18 protein-coding genes are annotated in these 18146 nt (G+C 67.5%); 7 read left to right on the top strand and 11 right to left on the bottom strand.

The window, feature by feature from the left end:
* The first annotated feature begins 27 nt into the window (after window positions 1–27).
* Window positions 28–216: a hypothetical protein gene (locus tag F8566_RS43465; RefSeq protein ID WP_151569192.1), complete on the top strand. Its 189-nt coding sequence runs from the start codon at window positions 28–30 to the stop codon at window positions 214–216.
* On the opposite strand, the gene F8566_RS43460 is transcribed toward F8566_RS43465, so the two are convergent.
* From F8566_RS43460 to F8566_RS50505, 6 genes are all read right to left on the bottom strand, one after another.
* Window positions 213–1121 (bottom strand): peptidoglycan recognition protein family protein, encoded by a 909-nt coding sequence (locus F8566_RS43460; protein WP_225994057.1) that lies wholly within the window; start codon window positions 1119–1121, stop codon window positions 213–215. The genes F8566_RS43465 and F8566_RS43460 overlap by 4 nt on opposite strands.
* 199 nt (window positions 1122–1320) lie before the next feature.
* Window positions 1321–1767 carry a 50S ribosomal protein L9 gene (rplI, locus tag F8566_RS43455; protein ID WP_151569190.1) on the bottom strand — a complete coding sequence of 149 codons (447 nt, stop codon included), beginning with the start codon at window positions 1765–1767 and terminating at the stop codon, window positions 1321–1323.
* Between the two features lie 18 nt (window positions 1768–1785).
* The gene (gene rpsR, locus F8566_RS43450) at window positions 1786–2022 is read right to left on the bottom strand and encodes a 30S ribosomal protein S18 (RefSeq protein ID WP_019631633.1); all 237 of its coding nucleotides are present in this window, start codon (window positions 2020–2022) and stop codon (window positions 1786–1788) included.
* A gap of 66 nt (window positions 2023–2088) precedes the next feature.
* Window positions 2089–2646: a single-stranded DNA-binding protein gene (locus F8566_RS43445; protein ID WP_151569188.1), complete on the bottom strand. Its 558-nt coding sequence runs from the start codon at window positions 2644–2646 to the stop codon at window positions 2089–2091.
* A 52-nt stretch (window positions 2647–2698) separates the two neighbouring features.
* Window positions 2699–2989, bottom strand: a complete 291-nt coding sequence (rpsF, locus tag F8566_RS43440; RefSeq protein ID WP_151569186.1) for a 30S ribosomal protein S6 — start codon at window positions 2987–2989, stop codon at window positions 2699–2701.
* 233 nt (window positions 2990–3222) lie between these two features.
* Window positions 3223–3390: a hypothetical protein gene (locus F8566_RS50505; RefSeq protein ID WP_192810163.1), complete on the bottom strand. Its 168-nt coding sequence runs from the start codon at window positions 3388–3390 to the stop codon at window positions 3223–3225.
* A 240-nt stretch (window positions 3391–3630) separates the two neighbouring features.
* Here F8566_RS50505 and F8566_RS43435 point away from each other — a divergent pair, with 240 nt between their 5' ends.
* From F8566_RS43435 to F8566_RS43425, 3 genes are all read left to right on the top strand, one after another.
* On the top strand, window positions 3631–3936 hold the full coding sequence (locus tag F8566_RS43435) for a hypothetical protein (protein ID WP_151569184.1): 306 nt from the start codon (window positions 3631–3633) through the stop codon (window positions 3934–3936).
* Window positions 3937–5089: 1153 nt separating this feature from the next.
* Window positions 5090–5860 carry a deoxyribonuclease IV gene (locus F8566_RS43430; protein ID WP_151569182.1) on the top strand — a complete coding sequence of 257 codons (771 nt, stop codon included), beginning with the start codon at window positions 5090–5092 and terminating at the stop codon, window positions 5858–5860.
* 206 nt (window positions 5861–6066) lie between these two features.
* On the top strand, window positions 6067–6453 hold the full coding sequence (locus F8566_RS43425) for a DUF4190 domain-containing protein (RefSeq protein WP_151569180.1): 387 nt from the start codon (window positions 6067–6069) through the stop codon (window positions 6451–6453).
* Window positions 6454–6629: 176 nt separating this feature from the next.
* Here F8566_RS43425 and F8566_RS43420 read toward each other — a convergent pair whose 3' ends face one another.
* Window positions 6630–7082, bottom strand: coding sequence for a barstar family protein (locus F8566_RS43420; RefSeq protein WP_192810162.1), 453 nt, complete (start codon window positions 7080–7082; stop codon window positions 6630–6632).
* A 323-nt stretch (window positions 7083–7405) separates the two neighbouring features.
* Between F8566_RS43420 and F8566_RS43415 the strand changes: the two genes are divergently transcribed.
* From F8566_RS43415 to F8566_RS43405, 3 genes are all read left to right on the top strand, one after another.
* Complete coding sequence (locus F8566_RS43415; RefSeq protein ID WP_225994056.1) at window positions 7406–7900, top strand: hypothetical protein; 495 nt, start codon at window positions 7406–7408, stop codon at window positions 7898–7900.
* Window positions 7901–8723: 823 nt separating this feature from the next.
* A complete protein-coding gene (locus F8566_RS43410) occupies window positions 8724–9656 on the top strand; it encodes a MerR family transcriptional regulator (RefSeq protein WP_151569176.1) in 933 nt (310 codons plus the stop codon).
* Between the two features lie 76 nt (window positions 9657–9732).
* Window positions 9733–10908 carry an epoxide hydrolase family protein gene (locus F8566_RS43405; protein ID WP_151569174.1) on the top strand — a complete coding sequence of 392 codons (1176 nt, stop codon included), beginning with the start codon at window positions 9733–9735 and terminating at the stop codon, window positions 10906–10908.
* A gap of 57 nt (window positions 10909–10965) precedes the next feature.
* Here F8566_RS43405 and F8566_RS43400 read toward each other — a convergent pair whose 3' ends face one another.
* The 4 genes from F8566_RS43400 to F8566_RS51950 form a co-directional block, all read right to left on the bottom strand.
* Window positions 10966–12324 (bottom strand): glycosyltransferase family 87 protein, encoded by a 1359-nt coding sequence (locus tag F8566_RS43400; protein ID WP_225994055.1) that lies wholly within the window; start codon window positions 12322–12324, stop codon window positions 10966–10968.
* Window positions 12325–12505: 181 nt separating this feature from the next.
* Window positions 12506–14761: a transglycosylase domain-containing protein gene (locus F8566_RS43395; protein ID WP_151569170.1), complete on the bottom strand. Its 2256-nt coding sequence runs from the start codon at window positions 14759–14761 to the stop codon at window positions 12506–12508.
* Window positions 14762–15551: 790 nt separating this feature from the next.
* Window positions 15552–17867 carry a transglycosylase domain-containing protein gene (locus F8566_RS43390; RefSeq protein WP_151569168.1) on the bottom strand — a complete coding sequence of 772 codons (2316 nt, stop codon included), beginning with the start codon at window positions 17865–17867 and terminating at the stop codon, window positions 15552–15554.
* 44 nt (window positions 17868–17911) lie between these two features.
* Window positions 17912–18146, bottom strand: a 235-nt coding sequence (locus tag F8566_RS51950) for a hypothetical protein (RefSeq protein WP_404800401.1), incomplete at its 5' end; no start/stop codon positions are given.

The raw sequence follows: 18146 nt of genomic DNA, 5'->3' as shown, positions 1-18146 counted from the left end.
TCTACCCGTCCTCGCTAGTATTCGAACATGTGTTCCACACACGGAGAGCGGATGGCGCGGCTGACGCAGGCCATCGATGACCTGGCGGCAGAGGGGCTGGCCGGGCTGCCGCCCGAAACACTCGTGGAACGGGTCGCCGGCATCTGGTCGCTGGTCGAGGGCATCGATCCCGAGATCGCGCGACGCCGCACGCGCTACACGACCCCCGAGGGTTAGCCGCCGGATTCGCCGGGCGAAGGCAGGGCGCCCAGGATCTCCGGAGATGGAACGACACTCGAAGGCACGTGCGTCGGCGTGTCCGCGACTTCGGGGTTCAGGGACGTGCTCATCCGCTCGAGATTGGACTCGGATGCTCCATCCGGTCGAGGCAGCCGCGCCGAGACGGACTTCCGCAACTCCGGAAGCCGGGAGTACAGCGCATCGCCCGGACACTCGGTGTCGCCGAGGTCGCGGTGGCCGACGATGGCGCGGTCGGGGTCGAGCTGGTATTCGGCGCAGAGCCATGTGCAGACCGTGACCAGCGAAGACCACAGCAATTCCGGAACGGGGGCTTTCTTGTAGTTGCCCTCGTTCTCGATTCCGATGGTGTGATCGTTGTGGCGGCGGGCCTGCGCCCCGATCGCATGCCTTCCCGCGAGGATCGCCGAGAGACTGCTGTCCCGGCCCTCCATCACATGCCCGCCGCGGCTGATCGTGAGGTGCTGGCCCGTGTCGTTCCAGCCTCGGTGTCTCATGTGGAAGCGCTGGATGTCGCGCGACAGGCGGTAGGCGTGCTCCAGCGAGTAGTTGGTCGTGTTCGGAGTCGCGGTGTGGTGAACGACGATGCGATCCGGCATGCGCTCCACGATCTTCGTGGGCTTCCGGGCCCTCCTGGCGCCCCACTCCTCACGCGTGTACACCCGTGGCCGCGTCGGTACGGGACGTTCCGCGGCGCCGGCCGGGATGATCTCCGCCATGGCCATATTCTCGGCCAAGCCCGCCGCCATGACGAAGCCCCCGGCCACCGCACCGAGGATCGTGCGTCGCGTCATGAACGGGTCGCCGCTCGCCCCCGGCACCTGGTCGTCCGAACATCCCCCCGAACACCCGAACACGCGACCCCCCAGCTCGTCATGATCCATTAACGGAACGTAGTCGCGGCCCGAGGGATCACCAAGGAATCGGCGGTTCAAGGCGTTTCACAAGAAACGCCACAAGCGCTGGTAAGCCGTCGTGGGGAACGTGGGGAAACCGCAGAAAGCACAAAGCCGCCGGGCAGGAGGGTTACCCACTCCTGCCCGGCGGCTTGGTGATCGATCTGTGCTCGGCGCGAGGCCGAGATCAGGCCTCGACGACGTTGACGTCGATCGTCGCGTTGACGTCCGGGTGCAGGCGGACGCTGGCCCGGTGCGAGCCGACGGTCTTGATCGGGTTGCCGATCTCGATCCGGCGCTTGTCCAGGTCCGGGCCGCCGGCGTTCTTGACGGCGTCGGCGATGTCGGACGCGGTGACCGCGCCGAACAGGCGGCCGTTGCTGCCCGTACGGGTGCGCAGCGTCACCTTGAGCGCCTGCAGCTGACCGGCGACCTCCTTGGCGTGCTCGACGGTCGCGATCTCGCGGGCCGAACGCGCCTTCTTGATCGACTCGATCTGCTTCTCGGCACCCCGGGTCCACTTGATCGCGAACCCGCGCGGGACGAGGTAGTTACGGCCGTAGCCGTCCTTGACCTCGACCACGTCACCGGGCTCACCGATGCCGGAGACCTGCTGAGTCAGGATGAGCTTCATGGTTCAGATCCTCCTGACTCAGCGAGCGGTGCTGGTGTACGGCAGCAGCGCCATCTCGCGGGCATTCTTGATCGCCGTCGCGACGTCGCGCTGGTGCTGGGTGCAGTTGCCGGTCACGCGACGGGCCCGGATCTTGCCGCGGTCGGAGATGAACTTCCGCAGCAGGCCGGTGTCCTTGTAGTCGACGTAGGAGATCTTCTCCTGGCAGAACACGCAAACCTTCTTCTTCGGCTTGCGAGGAGGTGGCTTCGCCATCGTGGTGCTCCTTATGTAGAGCCCCGCTCACGCGGGAATGGACGTTGTCGGATTGCTTGGTCTTGCTTAGAACGGCGGGTCGTCGGAGAAGCCGCCGCCCCCGCCGGAGCCGCCGCCGGTGGCCCAGGGGTCGTCGGCCGGGGCACCGCCCTGACCACTCTGCCCGCCCTGGCCGCCTTGGCCGCCGCCGAAGCCGCCGCCCGCAGCGGCACCGCCGCCGTAGCCGCCGCCCCCGCCGCCGAAGCCGCCGCCGCCCTGCCGCTGGGTCTTGTTGACCTTGGCGGTGGCATTGCGCAGCGAGGGGCCGACCTCGTCGACCTCGACCTCGAAGACGGTGCGCTTCTCGCCCTCACGGGTCTCGTACGACCGCTGCTTGAGGCGCCCCTGCACGATCACCCGCATGCCGCGCTGCAGGCTCTCGGCGCAGTTCTCCGCCGCCTGCCGCCAGACGTTGCAGGTCAGGAAGAGGGCCTCGCCGTCCTTCCACTCGTTCGCCTGGCGGTCGAAGAACCGCGGGGTCGACGCGATGCGGAACGACGCGACCGCCTGGCCGCTGGGGGTGAAGCGCAGGTTCGGGTCCTCCACGAGGTTCCCGACGATCGTGATTACGGTGTCGCCTGCCATTGGGCTCGCTCCGGCGGATATGAGGGCCTGGGCCTGACGCGGGGCGCCTGGCTCAGTGGACCTCGGGGCGGATGACCTTCGTACGCAGGATCGTCTCGCTCAGGTTCAGCTGCCGGTCGAGCTCCTTGACCGTGGCAGGCTCGGCCGTGAGGTCGACCACCGCGTAGATGCCTTCGGACTTCTTCTGGATGTCGTACGCGAGGCGGCGCCGGCCCCAGATGTCGACCTTCTCGACGCTCCCGCCGCCGTCCTTGACGACCTTCAGGAACGGGTCGAGCGACGTGGTGACGGTGCGCTCGTCGATGGCCGGGTCGAGGATGGCCATGAGTTCGTAACGACGCATGATGTGTCCCTACCTCCTCTGGACTGGTGCGGTCACGGTCTCTCCGTGACAGGAGGGCTGTTGCGTCTCCCGCGGAGCGGTGCCGGCCTTCGTGACCGGGGCGCCTACCGCGAGACCGATACAGGCTACCAAGAGTTTGCAGCGTGTCAGGCTATGTGCGCAGCAACACGCGATCCCCGTCGCCGCAACCCTTTGGCCCGGGCCACGGCCGGGCACAGCCGGTGAACCCCGCGTCAGCGCCTGGCAGAGCGCGTGGCGGGGGGCCGCGCGCAGCGCCGGCGTTCCAACTCGGCCATGATGTCGGCCATCCGGGCCCGCATCCTGGCTGTCTGGGTCGTCAGCACCGACAGTTCCTCGACAAGCTCGGCGTCGCCGATGACCGTGAAATCACTCGCCTTCACCGTGCACCTCCTCGCGTTCCCTGCTTCCCCTCAGGGCGGACGGCCCGCCCAGCCGGCGGGCCGTCCTCGAATTCATGTTCGACCGTACCGGGTCCGGCGGACATTTTCCGCTCCCGCCCGCCGGTTGATCCTCAGTGCTCCCGGGAATCCCTTTACGGACGCGATACGTCCGTCCCGCCCGGGACGGAACGCCCCACAAGCAACGATGAGGACACTCACACCTGGAGGGGGTGTGGCCCCATGCCACAGGAGGCAGCCGGTCAGAAGCGTTCGGTGATCAGCCTCAACACCGACGGAGAACGGCACCCGATGGAGAACTCCCTCGCGGTCGCCGCCATCGTCATCGGACTGCTCGCGCTCGTCCTGGGATTCATCCCGGAGACGCATTTCTTCGGCGCCATCGCCGGCGTGATCGGGCTTCCGCTCGCTCTCTACTCCCAGATGGTCTCGGCCACCACCGGCGAACGCTGGCTGAACGTGGTCGGGATGGTCGCCTCATTCGTCGGCACGGCCTTCGCCCTACGCCACGGCGGCTTCACTCCATAGCGCGTCCTGCGCCGACCGCTCTCCGGCCAGGATTCGGTCCTGAGCCTTGTTAGTTGAGCAGTACGCGGCGCGGCGTCGGCACTCCGCGCAGGGTCTCGTCCCAGTGGGCGGACCCCGCTAGGACTTCGCCATGCCAAGTTGCAGGCCCGCGATACCAAGTCGGCAGCATCCGCCCGCGCCAAGCTGACAGCACCGCATGCCCAGCCGCAGCGCCCACCACGCAAGCAGGTCACGTCCCTGCGGCGCCTGCCACGCCACGTCGCAGCATCCGCCACGCAGGCAGGTAACGCCCGCACGCCAAGTCACGGCGCCCGCCACGCCACGTCGCAGCATCCGCCTGCGCCAAGTTGACGGCATCCACACGCCAAGCTGCAGCGCCCGCCACGCCAGGTCACAACATCCGCTACGCAAGTAGGTAACGCCCCCAGTCACGGCACCCGCCACGCCAGGTCAGCATCCGCCCGCGCCAGGTCGCAGCGCCTGCCCGCGCCAAGCTGACAGCACCCGCACGCCCATGCAGCGTCCGCCACGCAAGCAGGTAAGGTCCCCACGCCAAATCGCGGCGCCCGCCACGCCAGGCCGCAGCACCCGCACGCGCCAGGTCGTAGCATCCGCTTGCGCCAAGTTGACGGCACCCGCACGCCCACGCTGCAGGATCCGCTACGCAAGCAGGTAAGGTCCCCACGCCAAATCGCGGCGCTCGCCACGCCAAGCTGCAGCGTCCGCCACGCAAGCAGGTCACGCCCGCACCCCAATCGCGGCGCGTGCCACGCCAGGTCGCAGCATCCGCCCGCGCCAGGCTGACAGCACCCGCACACCAAGCTGCAGCGTCCGCCACGCAAGCAGGTCACGTCCCCACGCCAAATCGCGGCGCTCGCCACGCCAAGTCGCAGCACCCGCCTGCGCCACGTTGGCAGCATCCGCTCGCCAACCTGCAGGATCCGCCACGCGAGTAGGTAACGTCCGCACGCCAGGTTGCAATGTCTGCCGTGCCGAGGCGCGGTGTTCGCCGTAGCAAGTCGCGGCGGCTGCTCCTGTTCGTCTGAACGCGTCTGCACAAGCAGGGTTGGCCTCGGCTGGTTCGAGGACGTGAGGCGGTTCTCCTTGGCCGGGCGCGCCCGAACTGTCCGAGGGCGCGGCTAGGCTCGGGTGCATGCGCATCGGAGCCCACGTCGACCAGACCAACCCGCTCGACAACGCTCGCGCCATCGAGGCCGAGGTCGTGCAGTTCTTCCTCGGTGACCCGCAGGGCTGGAAGAAGCCCGTCCTGCCCGAGGGCGTCGAGGCCGTCAAGGACTCCGATGTCGACGTCTACGTGCACGCCCCGTACACGATCAACGTGGCGACCTCCAACAACCGGATCCGCATTCCCAGCCGGAAGAACCTCACCCAGCAGCTGGAGGCGGCCGCCTCGATCGGCGCCAAGGCCCTGATCGTCCACGGCGGGCATGTGCTGAAGGACGACGATCCCGAGACCGGCTTCGAAAACTGGCGCAAGGTCTTCGAACGCATTGAGTGCCCCATCCCCGTCTACATCGAGAACACGGCCGGCGGCGGCAACGCCATGGCGCGCAAGTTCGAGCGCATCGCACGGCTGTGGGAGGTGCTGTCCGGGGTTCCCGGGCTCGACGACAAGATCGGCTTCTGCCTCGACACGTGTCACGCGCACGCGGCCGGCGAGGAGCTCATCGACGCGGTCGACCGGATCAAGGCCATCACCGGGCGGATCGACCTGGTCCACTGCAATGACAGCCGCGACGCGTTCGACTCCGGGGCCGACCGTCACGCCAATCTCGGCACGGGCACCATCGACCCGGAGTTGATCCTGAGCGTCGTACGGGCCGCGGGTGCGCCGGTCGTGGTGGAGACCCCCGCCGAGGGTCAGGCCGACGACATCGCCTGGCTCCGTTCCAACCTGGCCTGAACCGGCCTTCCCCTTCATCCCGCCAACGGCCCAAAGGGTGCCTTCCAGCGGGAACTTCTGCGCCATGGGGTGCATCTAACTCCGCGAAGTCCCCCGAATCCCCCCACGCATCCCACGGCATCACACTGGCATAATCCGCACAGTCCACACCCCAGCGCACGCGCGCGACATTTGCGGCGGCGGGCGCGCGAACGATCGGGAAGTCGATGTCCCAGCCCCCTTACGACCCGTACGGCTACGGATCGCAGGACCCTTACGCACAGCAGCAGTACCCGCCGGCCCAGGTCCAGCATCACTACTACGGCGGCGCCCCCGTGGCCGTCCGCACCAACGGCATGGCGACCGCCTCGATGATCCTGGGCATCGTCGGCATCTTCACCTGCGGCTTCGGCTCGATCCTCGCGGTCATCTTCGGACATGTCGCGCAGGGCCAGATCCGACGTACGGGCGAGGGCGGCAGCGGCATGGCCGCCGCGGGCCTGATCATGGGTTACATCATGCTCGCGCTCGGCCTGCTCTACTGGATCGTCGTGGTCGGCATCTACGGCGCGGCGCTGTGGAGCATCAACGAGTCCAACTCAGGCACCTACTAAGCCCGGATCACCTGGCCGAGTCGCGTGGCCGAGTGCATGGCCAAGCCGGTCCCCTGAGCCGGTCCCTCCGCCGACGCCCGCCGCGCGCCTCTGAGCCGGGTACAGCCAAGAGACACTCGTCCGATGCACAGCCTGGCGGCTCGACCTTTGAGGCCGGAGATCATACGTCTCCGGCCTCATTCCATCTCGGGCACCCCGGACAGCTCGGTCCCGCCCTCACCGAGGAGGAGGACGGTCATCGGGGTGTCGCTGTCCCGCCACGACTCCACGGCTTCGGCGAACACGTCGACGGCCGTGCGGAACGAGCCATGGTCGGCCTCGGCCAGTTCCAACCACGCCTCGTACCCGATCAGGTAACCCTTCCGGCTGGGCGCCCATGACAAGTCGGTCAGGCAGTCCTCAAGCGCGTCCCAGTTGTCGCCGAACCAGTCGGGGAACTCGAAGACCTCAGAGCACATCCGCAGGAACGATTCCTTGCCCCGGACGGCATGACCGTCCAGCCGGAAGACTCGCGTACCGGCCTGCTCGGCCCGTTCGACCCAGTTGAACTCGGCGGGCGGGCGCCACTGGAAGACGCCAGGCTCCAGCCGCCCCGCGAGCAAGTCGTCCAAAGCCTTCTTCGCGTCCACGTCATCTCCCGGCGGTGTCCCTCCGGCCGCAAGCCGGATCTCGGTCTGCCACCTGCACGAAACCGCGGTAGTGGTCGGCGGTGTAGTCGGGATGAGCGTCCGCCATCGCGGCACCCGTTCTCGTGATGGTTCCACAGCCCGACATGGGGCGGCCCCGCCGACGCGCTGAGCTGGCCTGACCGTTCCGTGGTGCTCCACTGGGGCCATTTCTACGTCCGTGCTTGACAGGGGCCGGCCCGCTTCCTAATATCTCTCATATCGAGAGACACTTATTTAGAGCTACTCGATATGAGAGTCGGTACCCGCCCGGGAGGAGACCCACCATGACCAGCACCAAGACCCCCGACACCACCGCGCCCGAGGCCGTGCCCCCCGCCTCCGTCGAACGCGTCCAGGCGGACTACCGCACCGTGAAGCGCCTCGGCCACTGGACGACCGCACGGCACATCGAGGTGCGTGCCCACCGCGGCGGCGTCGTACTGGACCTGCGTTCGCCACGGATCGCCGTAGGCGACATCGAGGTCCGCCTCGACCTCGACCACGCATGGGTGAAGTTGCTCGTCGACGACGACACCGACATCGACAGCTGGGACCTGCGTTTTATCCGGCGCGGCCGCGTCAAGGACTGGACCGGTGAGAACGGATCCGGCCGGCGCGTGCAGCTCGTCGGCGAGATCCGCAGTGCGGAGGTCCGGGTGCACCGCGGCGGAGTCGCGACCCTGTCGGCGCTGTTCTCCCGCGACTTCGTCGAGGAGGCGCGCAAGGCCCGCAAGGAAGGGGGCACGCCTTCCATCCCCGACCCCGGCTACAAGGGCTGAGGCCCGCCACCCGCTCTACACCGCGACGCAGAGATCGCACACGACCTCAGGCCGTGCGCGATCTTTGCGCTTTCCCTGGCTGGCTTCCCCATGGTCATCCGTGCGTTCAGCCCAGACGGTAGATCGTGGCGTCGCAGTCGTCCGGTGCCTGGACATGGCCTGCTGCGTCGATCTAAATCGTGCTCATGGGGCATAGCGGGGCCGCCGCTCATCCACCCTCGCCGCACTGAGGCGCTCATGCGCTCTGCGCTGAGCGCCAGTGCTGAGGCGCCCATATGTCCATGTGCTGGGCGCTCAAGCGCTGAGGCGGCTCATGCGCCGGGCGCTCATGCGCTCTGCGCCGGGCCGCTCTGCGCTCTGCGCCCGGCCGCTCTGCGCTCTGCGCCCGGCCGCTCTGCGCTCTGCGCCCGGCCGCTCTGCGCTCATGCGCTCACGTGCTGGGCTCCCATGCTGAGGCGCCATGTGCCCATGTGCTGGACCCTCATGCACTCTGCGCTCATGCGCTCTGCGCCCATGCGCTCATGCGTTGTGCGCTCACGTGCTGGGCGCCGGTTGCTGAGGCGCCCATGTGCCCATGTGCTGGGCGCTCTGCGCCCATGCGCCCATGCGCCCTGCACCCATACGCCCCGGCACCCATACGCCCCCGCACCCATACGCCCCCGCACCCATACGCCCTGCACTCATACGCTCCGCGCTCATGCGCTCTGTGCTGAGGCGGTTCAGGCGCTGAGGCGCTTTGTGACGATTACGTAAGGGCGTGGGATGGTCGACTTTCGATGGGCGGCTTGAGTCTCCAGTGGCTGGAGACCCCAAGGTGGGGGACATGGACGGCGACACTCTCTACACGATCGGGGAACTGGCGCGGCGGACCGGTCTGCCGGTCAAGACGATCCGGTTCTACTCCGACAGCGGAGTGGTGCCGCCGACCGATCGCACCCATGCCGGCTATCGGCTGTACGACCTGGACGCGCTGGCCCGTCTGGATCTCGTGCGGACGCTGCGCGAACTCGGGATCGATCTTGCGACCGTCCAGCGGGTGCTGGACCGCGAGGTCACCGTCGCCGAGGTCGCCGCCGCGCACGCCGAGGCCCTGGACGCCCAGATCGGCACGCTGCGGCTGCGCCGCGCGGTGCTGCGGGCGGTGGCAAAGCGCGGATCCGGTCCGGAGGAGATGGAACTCATGCACAAGCTCGCCAAGCTCTCCGACGAGGAGCGGCGGCGGATCATCAACGACTTCATCGACGAGACCTTCGGCGGCCTCGACGCCAATCCCGAGTTCGTGGCCATGCTGCGGTCGGCCATGCCGGAGCTGCCGGATGATCCCGAGCCGGAACAGGTGGACGCCTGGGTGGAGCTCGCCGAGCTCGTCCAGGAGCCCGACTTCCGGGCGCGGGTCCGGCGCATGGCCGAGTTCCAGGCGTCGGAGCGCGACACCGGCTTCCAGGACGGCCTTCACCACGACCTCACACAGATCGTGATCGCGAAGGTCGAGCAAGCGAGGGCGGCGGGCGTCTCCCCTGAATCCGCCGAGGCCACGCCGTTCGTCGACGAACTCGTCGCCGCTTATGCGCAGGCGACCGGGCGTTCCGACGATGCGGACTTCCGGCGCAAGCTGCTCAACCGTCTCGAAGTCGGGAACGATCCGGCGGCCGAGCGTTACTGGCAGCTGCTCGCGACGATCAATGGCTGGCCGGCCCCGCCGGCCCTGACCCCGGTCTTCGAGTGGTTCATCGCCGCGCTGGGCGCTCGCGAATAGTGGAATAGATGATTCCGTTCTGCTACTATGGGAACAGAACGATCCGTTCAACATAGTGGCTTGAGAGGGGAACTCCATGACCGGCTCCACCGAGATCCGTCCCTTCCGCATCGACGTCCCGCAGGCCGACATCGACGACCTGCGCGAGCGCCTGGCCTGGACTCGGTGGGGCACGCCCGTCGCGGGCGGCGGCTGGGAGCGTGGCGTGCCGACGGACTACCTGCGTGAGCTGGCCGAGTACTGGCGGACGTCGTACGACTGGCGCGGGCACGAGGCCGCTCTCAACAAGTATCCGCAGTTCATCACGAGGATCGATGGAGTCGATGTGCACTTCCTGCACGTACGCTCCCCCGAGCCGAACGCGTTGCCGCTCCTACTCGCGCACGGCTGGCCCGGTTCTGTGGTCGAGTTCCTGGACGTGATCGGCCCGCTGACCGACCCCCGCTCGCACGGAGGTGACCCCGGCGACGCGTTCCATCTGGTCATCCCGTCGATGCCGGGCTTCGGCTTCTCCGGGCCGGTCAAGGAGACCGGCTGGAACATCGGCCGGGTCGCGCAGGCCTACAAGGAGCTGATGAGCCGGCTCGGGTACGAGAAGTACGGCACGCAGGGCGGAGACATGGGCGCGTTCGTCGCCCCGGCGCTGGGCAAGGCCGCCACCGAGAACGTCGTCGGCGTGCACGTGAACGCCGCGACCTACGGATTCATCCCTTACGGCGACGTCTCCGAAGAGGAGCTCGCGACGTTCAGCGAGGTCGAGAAGGAGCGCATGGCGCGCCTCAAGACGTGGAAGGACGACGGCAGCGCGTACTTTCAGGTCCACGCCACCCGACCGCAGACCCTTGCGCACGGCCTCACCGACTCTCCCGTCGGGCAGCTCGCCTGGATCGTGGAGAAGTTCAAGGAGTGGACGTTCCCGACCGAGGCCCTGCCCGAGGAGGCCCTGGACCGCGACCGCATGCTCACGAACGTGATGTTCTACTGGCTCACCGACACGTTCGGCTCGGCCGCGAACCTCTACTACGAGAACATGCACTCGGGTGGCGACTGGAGCCAGGAGCGCCCCACCACTCCGGTCGGCGTCGCGGTCTTCGCCGAGGACATCGCCATCCGGCGGTACGCCGAGTACGGGAACAACGTCGTGCACTGGTCGGACTTCGAGCGCGGCGGCCACTTCGCGGCGATGGAAGTGCCCGACCTCTTCACCGAAGACGTGCGCGCCTTCTTCCGCAAGGTCCGTTCTGGGTCCTGACGAGGAGTCTCCGCAGGCCGCCCGGGTAGCGCTGCTGCCGGGCGGCCTTGCCGCTTCCTATGCGGTGGCCGTGGCGGCTCGGCGGGCACGCAGGGTACGGAGGCTGATGACATCGGCGGCGCCGTCGAGCACACCTCCCGCCGGGTCGTCCACACCGTCCTCTCGTACGGCATCACCCGAAGGACGCAGGATGTCGCGCACGACCAGCAGCGCCAGAAACAGCACAGTCAGGAACCTGGCGAAGAGCGCGACGTAGTAGGTGCCGTCATCGATTCCACCTGGTGGGACGTCGAAGTGCAGCAGCGACGAGAGGGTGGTCGACAGGTCGGATCCAGGCCGGCGGTTGGACACGGCCAGCAGGTACCACCAGATGCCGAAGAAGTAGATGACCTCGCCCACCTGCCAGACGATGAACGCGGGCAGGCGCGGCCGGGCCAGGACGACCAGTGGCAGCAGCCAGAGCACGTACTGCGGCGACCACACCTTGTTGGGCAGCATGAACGCCACCAAGACCAGGAACATCAACTGTGGGAGCCGCGGCCGGGTCGGTGCCGTGAAGGCGAGGACCGCGATTCCGGCGGCAAGGACGAGGAAGATGCCAGTGCCGAAGAAGTTGAGGTCGTCGGTGTTGTTGGCCGCCGGTACACCGTGGTCACGGAGATAGAAGAAGATCGAGCCCCAGTCGATGCCACGGCTTCGGCTGAAGCTGTAGAACTCCAGCCAGCCCTCCCACGCGAACACCATCACAGGCAGGTTGACGACGAGCCATCCGACCGCGGCCCCCGCCACCATGCGGCCCATTGCCCGCCACTGCCCAGCGCGAACGCAGAGGAGGACGAGCGGTCCGAGGAAGAGCAGCGGATAGAACTTCGCTGCGATCGCCAGGCCGAGCAGGAGCCCTGCCAGCAGCGGCCTTTTGGACGCCCATGCGGCAAGCGCCAGCGCCGACAACCCCACCGCAAGCAGATCCCAGTTGATGTACGCGGTGAGCAGCAGCGCGGGTGAGCACGCCACCATCAGGCCGACCCTCAGTGTCTTGCGTCCGGCAACATAGGCCGTGGCGAGAACGGTGACGATGGCCAGCAACGCCAGGAGCAGCACGGTCACGTTGTAGAACGCCATGCCCCGCGTCTCGACGCCGAACGGCCGTACAAGCATGGCGACCAACTGCATGAAGAAACCGCTCAGCGCCGGATACTCGACGTATGTGATGTCGTCGCCGGCGAACGAATCGAAGTAGGGCACCTTGCCGTCGTTCAACCCGCGTACGTAATAGAGCGGGTAGATGTCGGTGTAGCACCCGCGCGTCGTCGTCTTGACGAAGTCGAAGCCCGCCGTGGCGCAGGGTTGTTTCTGTAGCCAGCCCAACACACACACCAGCGCGGTGACTCCGGTCAGCACCGGCAAGAGGCGCATCAAACGCCCGTGACCGCCTGACTGGTCGTCAAGGGCAGATGCGGCGGGGGTAGACGACGACATGGACGAACCCTATTGCCCTTGGCTGAAACACATCGACCACCCTGCTTCAGGTCACGGACCCCAGCCGCCCACAGCGGCCCGGCCGTTCACACGGCCCGGCCGCTGCCAGGCTCAGCCCTCACGGACCCCAGCCGCTCCGCTCGCTCTGCCTCTGAGGTTGGTTCGAACGCTGCTGATCCGGGTTCTGGCACTGCGGGTTGTCCGGACGCCGCTCGCACCACCACGACGGCGGCGGGGTGGACGGCGGGACGTCCGGGTTGCAGCCCAACGGCATGCCCCACTGGTCACACGGCTGCCCACCGGAGTCGGGTGGGGGCGTCGGCGTGCTCGGACCGGGCGTCGGCGTATCCAAAGGACACGGCTCCACGCCCGGCGGGAGCGGGGTACCGGGCACAGCCGGCTGGCACGAGGGGTTCGTGGAAGGCGTCGGCGACGGGGCCGGCGGCGGCGTGTCCCAGACCTTCGGCGTGCTGTCGCTGTACGTCGGCGGATCGAAGGACTCCGGCTGCATGTTCTCGCCGGCGATCACCTTCTCCATGAAGTTCTTCCAGATCTGCGCCGGGATGGTGCCACCGTAGATGCTGTTGCCCTGGAAGCCGGGGATGCCGGAGATCGGCTTGACCTTCTCGTTGTACATCGTCACGGCCGTCGACAGCTGCGGCACGTACCCGACGAACCAGGCCGCCGCGTTCTTCTCCGTCGTACCGGTCTTGCCCGCGACCTCACGGCCGTCGCTCAGCCGCGCCCTGGTCGCGGTGCCGCTCTGGACGACCGACTTCATCGCGAACGTCGCCTGCGCAGCCTGGTCCTTGGTCAGGACCCGTTCCTTCTCCTCGTCCCATGGCAACGGGATCTTGCGCATCTTGCCGTCCTCCGTCTTGATCTCGACCTTGGTGACCAGGTGCGGGGTGACGGGACGGCCTCCGTTGGCGAACGCGGCGTAGCCGGACGCCTGGTAGACGGCAGGGATGTTGGAGATGCCCAGGGACAGACCACCCTGGTTCTGATGTTGGGCCAGGTACTTCTTCGGGACGCCCAGCTCCGTCGCGGTCTCGACCACGTCGTCGAGACCGAGCTTCAGGCCGAGCTTGACGTAGGCGGTGTTGACCGACTTCTCAGTGGCCTTGACGAGGTTGATGACGCCCATCGGCGGGTCGCCCTCATCGTTGTTGACCTTGTAGCAGTCGGTGCCGACCGGCATGTTGTTGCCCGCGCCGTCGAAGCACTGCGGCGACTTGCCCATGATGGTCGACTTGATGCTCTGGCCCTTCTTGAGGGCGGTGGCGAGCACGTACGGCTTGAACGAGGACCCCACCTGGGCACCCGGCGTGAAGACCGTGTCGACCTGGCTGCGTTCGGGGTTACCGCCGTAGAACGCCTTGATCTCCCCGTTCTCCGGATCGACCGCGATCAGCCCGGCGCCGATCCGCTTCGGCCACCGGGCGACGCCGGCCTCCACCATGGCGTCCTTGGCGTACTCCATCCACTTGGGATCGAGGCTGGTCGTGACGCGCAGGCCGGCGTTCTCTCTGTCCCGCGGCAGACCCTTGATCTGGTTGAGCTCGTCCATGACCCGCTCCCTGATGAAGCCGGTCTGGCTGGTCTCCTTGGCGTCACTCCACTTGTACGTCGTCCTCGGGAACTGCATGCTTTGCCGCTCTGCCTGGCTCAGACTGCCCATCTTGACCATGCCGTCGAGGACGTAGTTCCAGCGGAAACGCAATGCCCGGTTGGCCTCGTCGTTGCCCCGGGTCTTGAAGTAGCTCGGCTGCTGGATCATCGCGGCGAGCATCGCGCCCTGCGCGACGTTCAGCTTGCTCACGTCCTGGCGGAAGTAGGCCCGTGACGCCGCCTGGATCCCGTTCGCCTCACGGCCGAAGTAGACCGTGTTCAGGTACATCTCGAGGATCTTGTCGTGTGTGAGCGTGTTGCCCACCTTCATGGAGATGAAGATCTCCTTGAACTTCCGGCTCATGGTGCGGTCCTGGCTGAGCCCCTTGTAGTAGTTCCGGGCCAGCTGCTGAGTGATCGTTGAACCACCCTGGGTGTCGCCGCCGGTGGCGGTCTTGAAGACCGCGCGGGCGAGTCCCTTGGGCGAGACACCCCGCTCGTTGTAGAAGTTACGGTCCTCCGCGGCCAGCACGGCCTGCTGGACGTGCTTGGGCACCCTGCTCAGCGGAACGGACTCGCGAGTGGCCCCCAGCCGCACGATCGGCGTCTTCCCGTCCTGATAGAGGATCGCCGAGCCCTGGTCGGTGACGCCGTCCTGCGGCTCGTCCGGCATCGGCGTGATCGCGTAGCCGGCTCCGACGAGGGTGACGGCGGCGAGGAACATCAGGGCCGTCACACCGGAGACGACCTTCCATGACGGCACGTACCGCCTCCAACCTTCCCGGCGAGGCCCCTTGGTCCGCCGCCGACCCCCACCCCGCGGCCCGCCGGGGCCATCTGGCCCCCATGGACCGCCCGGGCCACCGGAACCGCCAGACCCGCCGGGACCGCCGCGGCCACCCGGACCGCCAGGCCCATTGGGACCGCCAGGACTCCCGGGGCCGCCGCGGCCGCCAGGGCCGCTCGGACGTCCAGAGCCGCGAGGACCACCGGCCCCAGCCGGAACGCCTGACCTGGCCGCGACGCGAGGTATTTCGCGGCGTCCAGGGGCGCCTCCGGAACGGTCTCCACCGAGCCGACCGGATCCCCCTACAGCCGACGGTCTGGGGGACCCGCCGGGCGTCGGCGAGCCGGTGGGAATGCCACCCGGTGCCCTGCCTGGCGTGCCGGCCCCTCCGGGGCGGTATGAACCCTTCCTGCCCGGGTTCTCTCCGTTTTCCGGTCCGTACGGGCTTGGGTAACTCACACGCTTCCTCGTTCGACTGGGGTACGGCTCTGCGTCGTCCGAGACTACTGCTCACGTCGGTAGCGGTGTGACCGCCGTGCTCGGCCGGCCCGGTGAAGGGCCACTTGAGCAGGCAAAATGCCCGCCTTGTCCTGTCATCTACCCCTCGGAGCGAGCGCACCCCGCTCCTCGGGCGGTCCTCACCCTCCGGTACGCAAGCCACGCCATATCGGGTTCATCCACACAAAAAGGAGCGTGGCGGGCCTCCGCAATGGAGACCCGCCACGCTCACGTCCCAACCGTCAACCGCCATCAACAGCGGCCGGCGTCACTCCTCTGATCGGTAGGTCGAAGGCAGGAAGAAAGCCGGCTGCGTTTGCTGCTGGTTCGGGAACGGCGGAGTCTCGCCGTTGCCAGGACGCCCGCCGTCGTCGCCCTTGCGACAGGTCGGGTACTGCTGCGCCTGGTCCGGGTGCGCCCTGCACCACCAATCGGGCGGGGGCTGGAACGGCGGCTTGTTCGGGTCACAGTTGCCATCCGGCACAGGCGACTGGCACGGCGGCTTGTTTCCGGGGTCGCCCGGTTCGGGCTCGTTATCGCCCTTGCACCGCGGGTGGTTCTCGAGGCCCGGAAGCTTGCACCACCCGGGCTTGCCCTCGTCCTCGTCCTTTTCCTTCTTCTTCGGCGGCTGGGCGTACTTGTAGACGGTGCCGTCCATCGACGCCTGCGGGAACGTCTCCGCAGTCATGCCCTCGGTCGCCCCTGCCATGAAGGAGCGCCAGATCTTCGCCGGGATGGTGCCACCCTGCACCTCGCCGACGCCAGGAAGGATGAGGGACTTCTTCCGCTTCAACTTCTTGTCGTAGTTGTCGTTGAACAACGTGACGGCAGTGGAGAGCTGGGGGACGTAGCCGACGAACCAGGTGGCCACGTTGTTGTCGGTCGTTCCGGTCTTGCCGGCCGCCTCACGTCCGTCGGGCAGCTGCGCCGCGGTCGCGGTACCGGCCGTGACGACCTTCCGCATGGCATAGGTCGCCTTCGCCGCGACGCTCTCATCGAAGACCCGGTGCTTCTCCCAATTGAGCTTTCTTTCCTTGTAGGTGACCTTGCCCTTGCCGTTCTGGTCGCTCTTGCTCTTGTCGGGCTCCAGCACCTTTTCGATCACGCGCGGCTGGTAGTAGGTGCCGCCGTTGGCGAATGCGGCGTAGCCCGCTGCCTGCTCAACCGGGCGAATGTCGTTCGCACCGAGGAACATGCCGGCGCCGCCCTTGTGCGGGTTCAGCAGCGTGCTCGCGATGCCGGCGTCAGTTGCCGTCTTGAAGACGTCCTGGGAGCCGACCTTGAAGCCGAGCTGGACGTAGGCGGTGTTGTTGGACCACTGCGTCGCCTCGATCAGGTTCATGGCGGGCTTGGCATGACCGGTCCGGAACTTCACACCGCCCGGAGTGATGTTGCCCTGCGTGTCGATGGGCACCATCGACCGGCCGTCGACCAGGCTCTGGAGGCTGTAGCCCTTCTTGAGGGCGGCGGCGAGAACGTACGGCTTCATCGCCGAACCAGCCTGTGCGGACCCCAGCCAGACGTTGTCGAACGACTGGCTCAGGTAGTCAGGCCCGCCGTAGAAGGCCCGTACCTTTCCGGTCTTTGACTCAACCGAGATCAGACCGACCCGGATCTTCTTCTTAGCCAGCTTTTTCGGGTTCACCTGAGGGACGGTCTTCTCCGCCGCGTTCTTGGCTTCCACCATCATCTTCGGGTCGAAGGTGGTGGTGACGCGGAGGCCCTCGGTGGTCAGTTTCTGGCTGGTGATGCCCTGGCGCTCCAGCTCCAACTTGGCGCGCATGAGCATGTAGCCCTTCTGCCCGCCGAAGGTGTTACCGGACGAGCCCGCGCTGTAGAAGTACGGCAGCTTCGCCTTATAGGAGGTCGCCTGCGCGGTGTCCATCTTGCCCATGGTCACCAGGCCGTTGAGCGTGTAGTCGTACCGCTCCTTGATCCAGTTCTTGTTCTTCTGCTCGGACGGATCCCGGTTGGGGTTCTGGATGAGCCCTCCGAGGAAGGCGGCCTGGTCAGGCTTGAGCTTCCACACGTCCGTATGGAAGTACTCGCGGGAGGCGGCCTGGATCCCGTAGGTATCGCGACCGAAGTAGATGGTGTTCAGGTAGAGCCTGAGAATTTCGTCCTTGGAGTGCTTGTCCTCGAGCTTCATCGAGATGAAGAGCTCTTTGAACTTCCGGCTCATCGTGCGATTGTTGACGTCGGAGTAGTAGTTCTTGGCCAGCTGCTGGGTGATGGTCGAGCCACCACCCTTGCCGCCCGTCAGGTTGACCCACACCGCGCGCCCGGTGCCCTTGATGGAGATGCCGCCCTTGTCGCTGCGGAAGCTCCGGTTCTCGGCCGCGAGGACGGCGTTCTGGACGAAGTCGGGCACCTTGCCGGTCGTGGGCTTCTCGCCCTGAGCACCCAACTGGACACTCTGCCGCTTCTTGCCGATCCGGCCGAGTTCCTTCCCATTGGCGTAGTAGAAGATCGAAGCCTGGTCCTCGACACCCTGGACGGTGGGTTCAGCGGGAGTCGGAGTCTTGGCGTAGGCGACCGCGACCAGCGTGCAGACGGCGGCGAAGCCGAGGAGCATGACGCCCATGACCGGTCGCCAAGGAGGCAGGTAACGACGCCAGCCTTTGCGCTTCAGCCCAGGGCCGAGCAGGATGCGCTTCCAGCCGGTCCGCCCGACGGGGTCGTTCGGACCACCAGGGCCGCCGGGACCGCCTGGACCGCCGGGCCCACGGCCACCGGGGCCGCCAGGGCCGCGCCCGGGCCCTCGGCCGTTGGGGCCGGGACCGCCGGGGCCGCGACCGTTGGGCGCGCCGCCCAGCCTGCCGGGGCCTCCGGTGCGGGGAGCACCAGGACGCGGCGGGGCCTC

Origin of the sequence: Actinomadura rudentiformis (assembly GCF_008923185.1) — a bacterium.
In the GTDB taxonomy this organism is placed as follows: Bacteria; Actinomycetota; Actinomycetes; order Streptosporangiales; family Streptosporangiaceae; genus Spirillospora; species Spirillospora rudentiformis.
This window is presented reverse-complemented; position numbering and strand designations above follow the sequence as displayed.

What these genes read in the sequence shown, in the direction of transcription:
- F8566_RS43465 (WP_151569192.1), top strand. Translation starts at nt 28, where the DNA reads ATGTGTTCCACACACGGAGAGCGGATGGCGCGGCTGACGCAGGCCATC.
- F8566_RS43460 (WP_225994057.1), bottom strand. Translation starts at nt 1,121, where the DNA reads ATGGATCATGACGAGCTGGGGGGTCGCGTGTTCGGGTGTTCGGGGGGA.
- rplI (WP_151569190.1), bottom strand. Translation starts at nt 1,767, where the DNA reads ATGAAGCTCATCCTGACTCAGCAGGTCTCCGGCATCGGTGAGCCCGGT.
- rpsR (WP_019631633.1), bottom strand. Translation starts at nt 2,022, where the DNA reads ATGGCGAAGCCACCTCCTCGCAAGCCGAAGAAGAAGGTTTGCGTGTTC.
- F8566_RS43445 (WP_151569188.1), bottom strand. Translation starts at nt 2,646, where the DNA reads ATGGCAGGCGACACCGTAATCACGATCGTCGGGAACCTCGTGGAGGAC.
- rpsF (WP_151569186.1), bottom strand. Translation starts at nt 2,989, where the DNA reads ATGCGTCGTTACGAACTCATGGCCATCCTCGACCCGGCCATCGACGAG.
- F8566_RS43435 (WP_151569184.1), top strand. Translation starts at nt 3,631, where the DNA reads ATGCCACAGGAGGCAGCCGGTCAGAAGCGTTCGGTGATCAGCCTCAAC.
- F8566_RS43430 (WP_151569182.1), top strand. Translation starts at nt 5,090, where the DNA reads ATGCGCATCGGAGCCCACGTCGACCAGACCAACCCGCTCGACAACGCT.
- F8566_RS43425 (WP_151569180.1), top strand. Translation starts at nt 6,067, where the DNA reads ATGTCCCAGCCCCCTTACGACCCGTACGGCTACGGATCGCAGGACCCT.
- F8566_RS43415 (WP_225994056.1), top strand. Translation starts at nt 7,406, where the DNA reads ATGACCAGCACCAAGACCCCCGACACCACCGCGCCCGAGGCCGTGCCC.
- F8566_RS43410 (WP_151569176.1), top strand. Translation starts at nt 8,724, where the DNA reads ATGGACGGCGACACTCTCTACACGATCGGGGAACTGGCGCGGCGGACC.
- F8566_RS43405 (WP_151569174.1), top strand. Translation starts at nt 9,733, where the DNA reads ATGACCGGCTCCACCGAGATCCGTCCCTTCCGCATCGACGTCCCGCAG.
- F8566_RS43400 (WP_225994055.1), bottom strand. Translation starts at nt 12,324, where the DNA reads ATGCGCCTCTTGCCGGTGCTGACCGGAGTCACCGCGCTGGTGTGTGTG.
- F8566_RS43390 (WP_151569168.1), bottom strand. Translation starts at nt 17,867, where the DNA reads ATGGGCGTCATGCTCCTCGGCTTCGCCGCCGTCTGCACGCTGGTCGCG.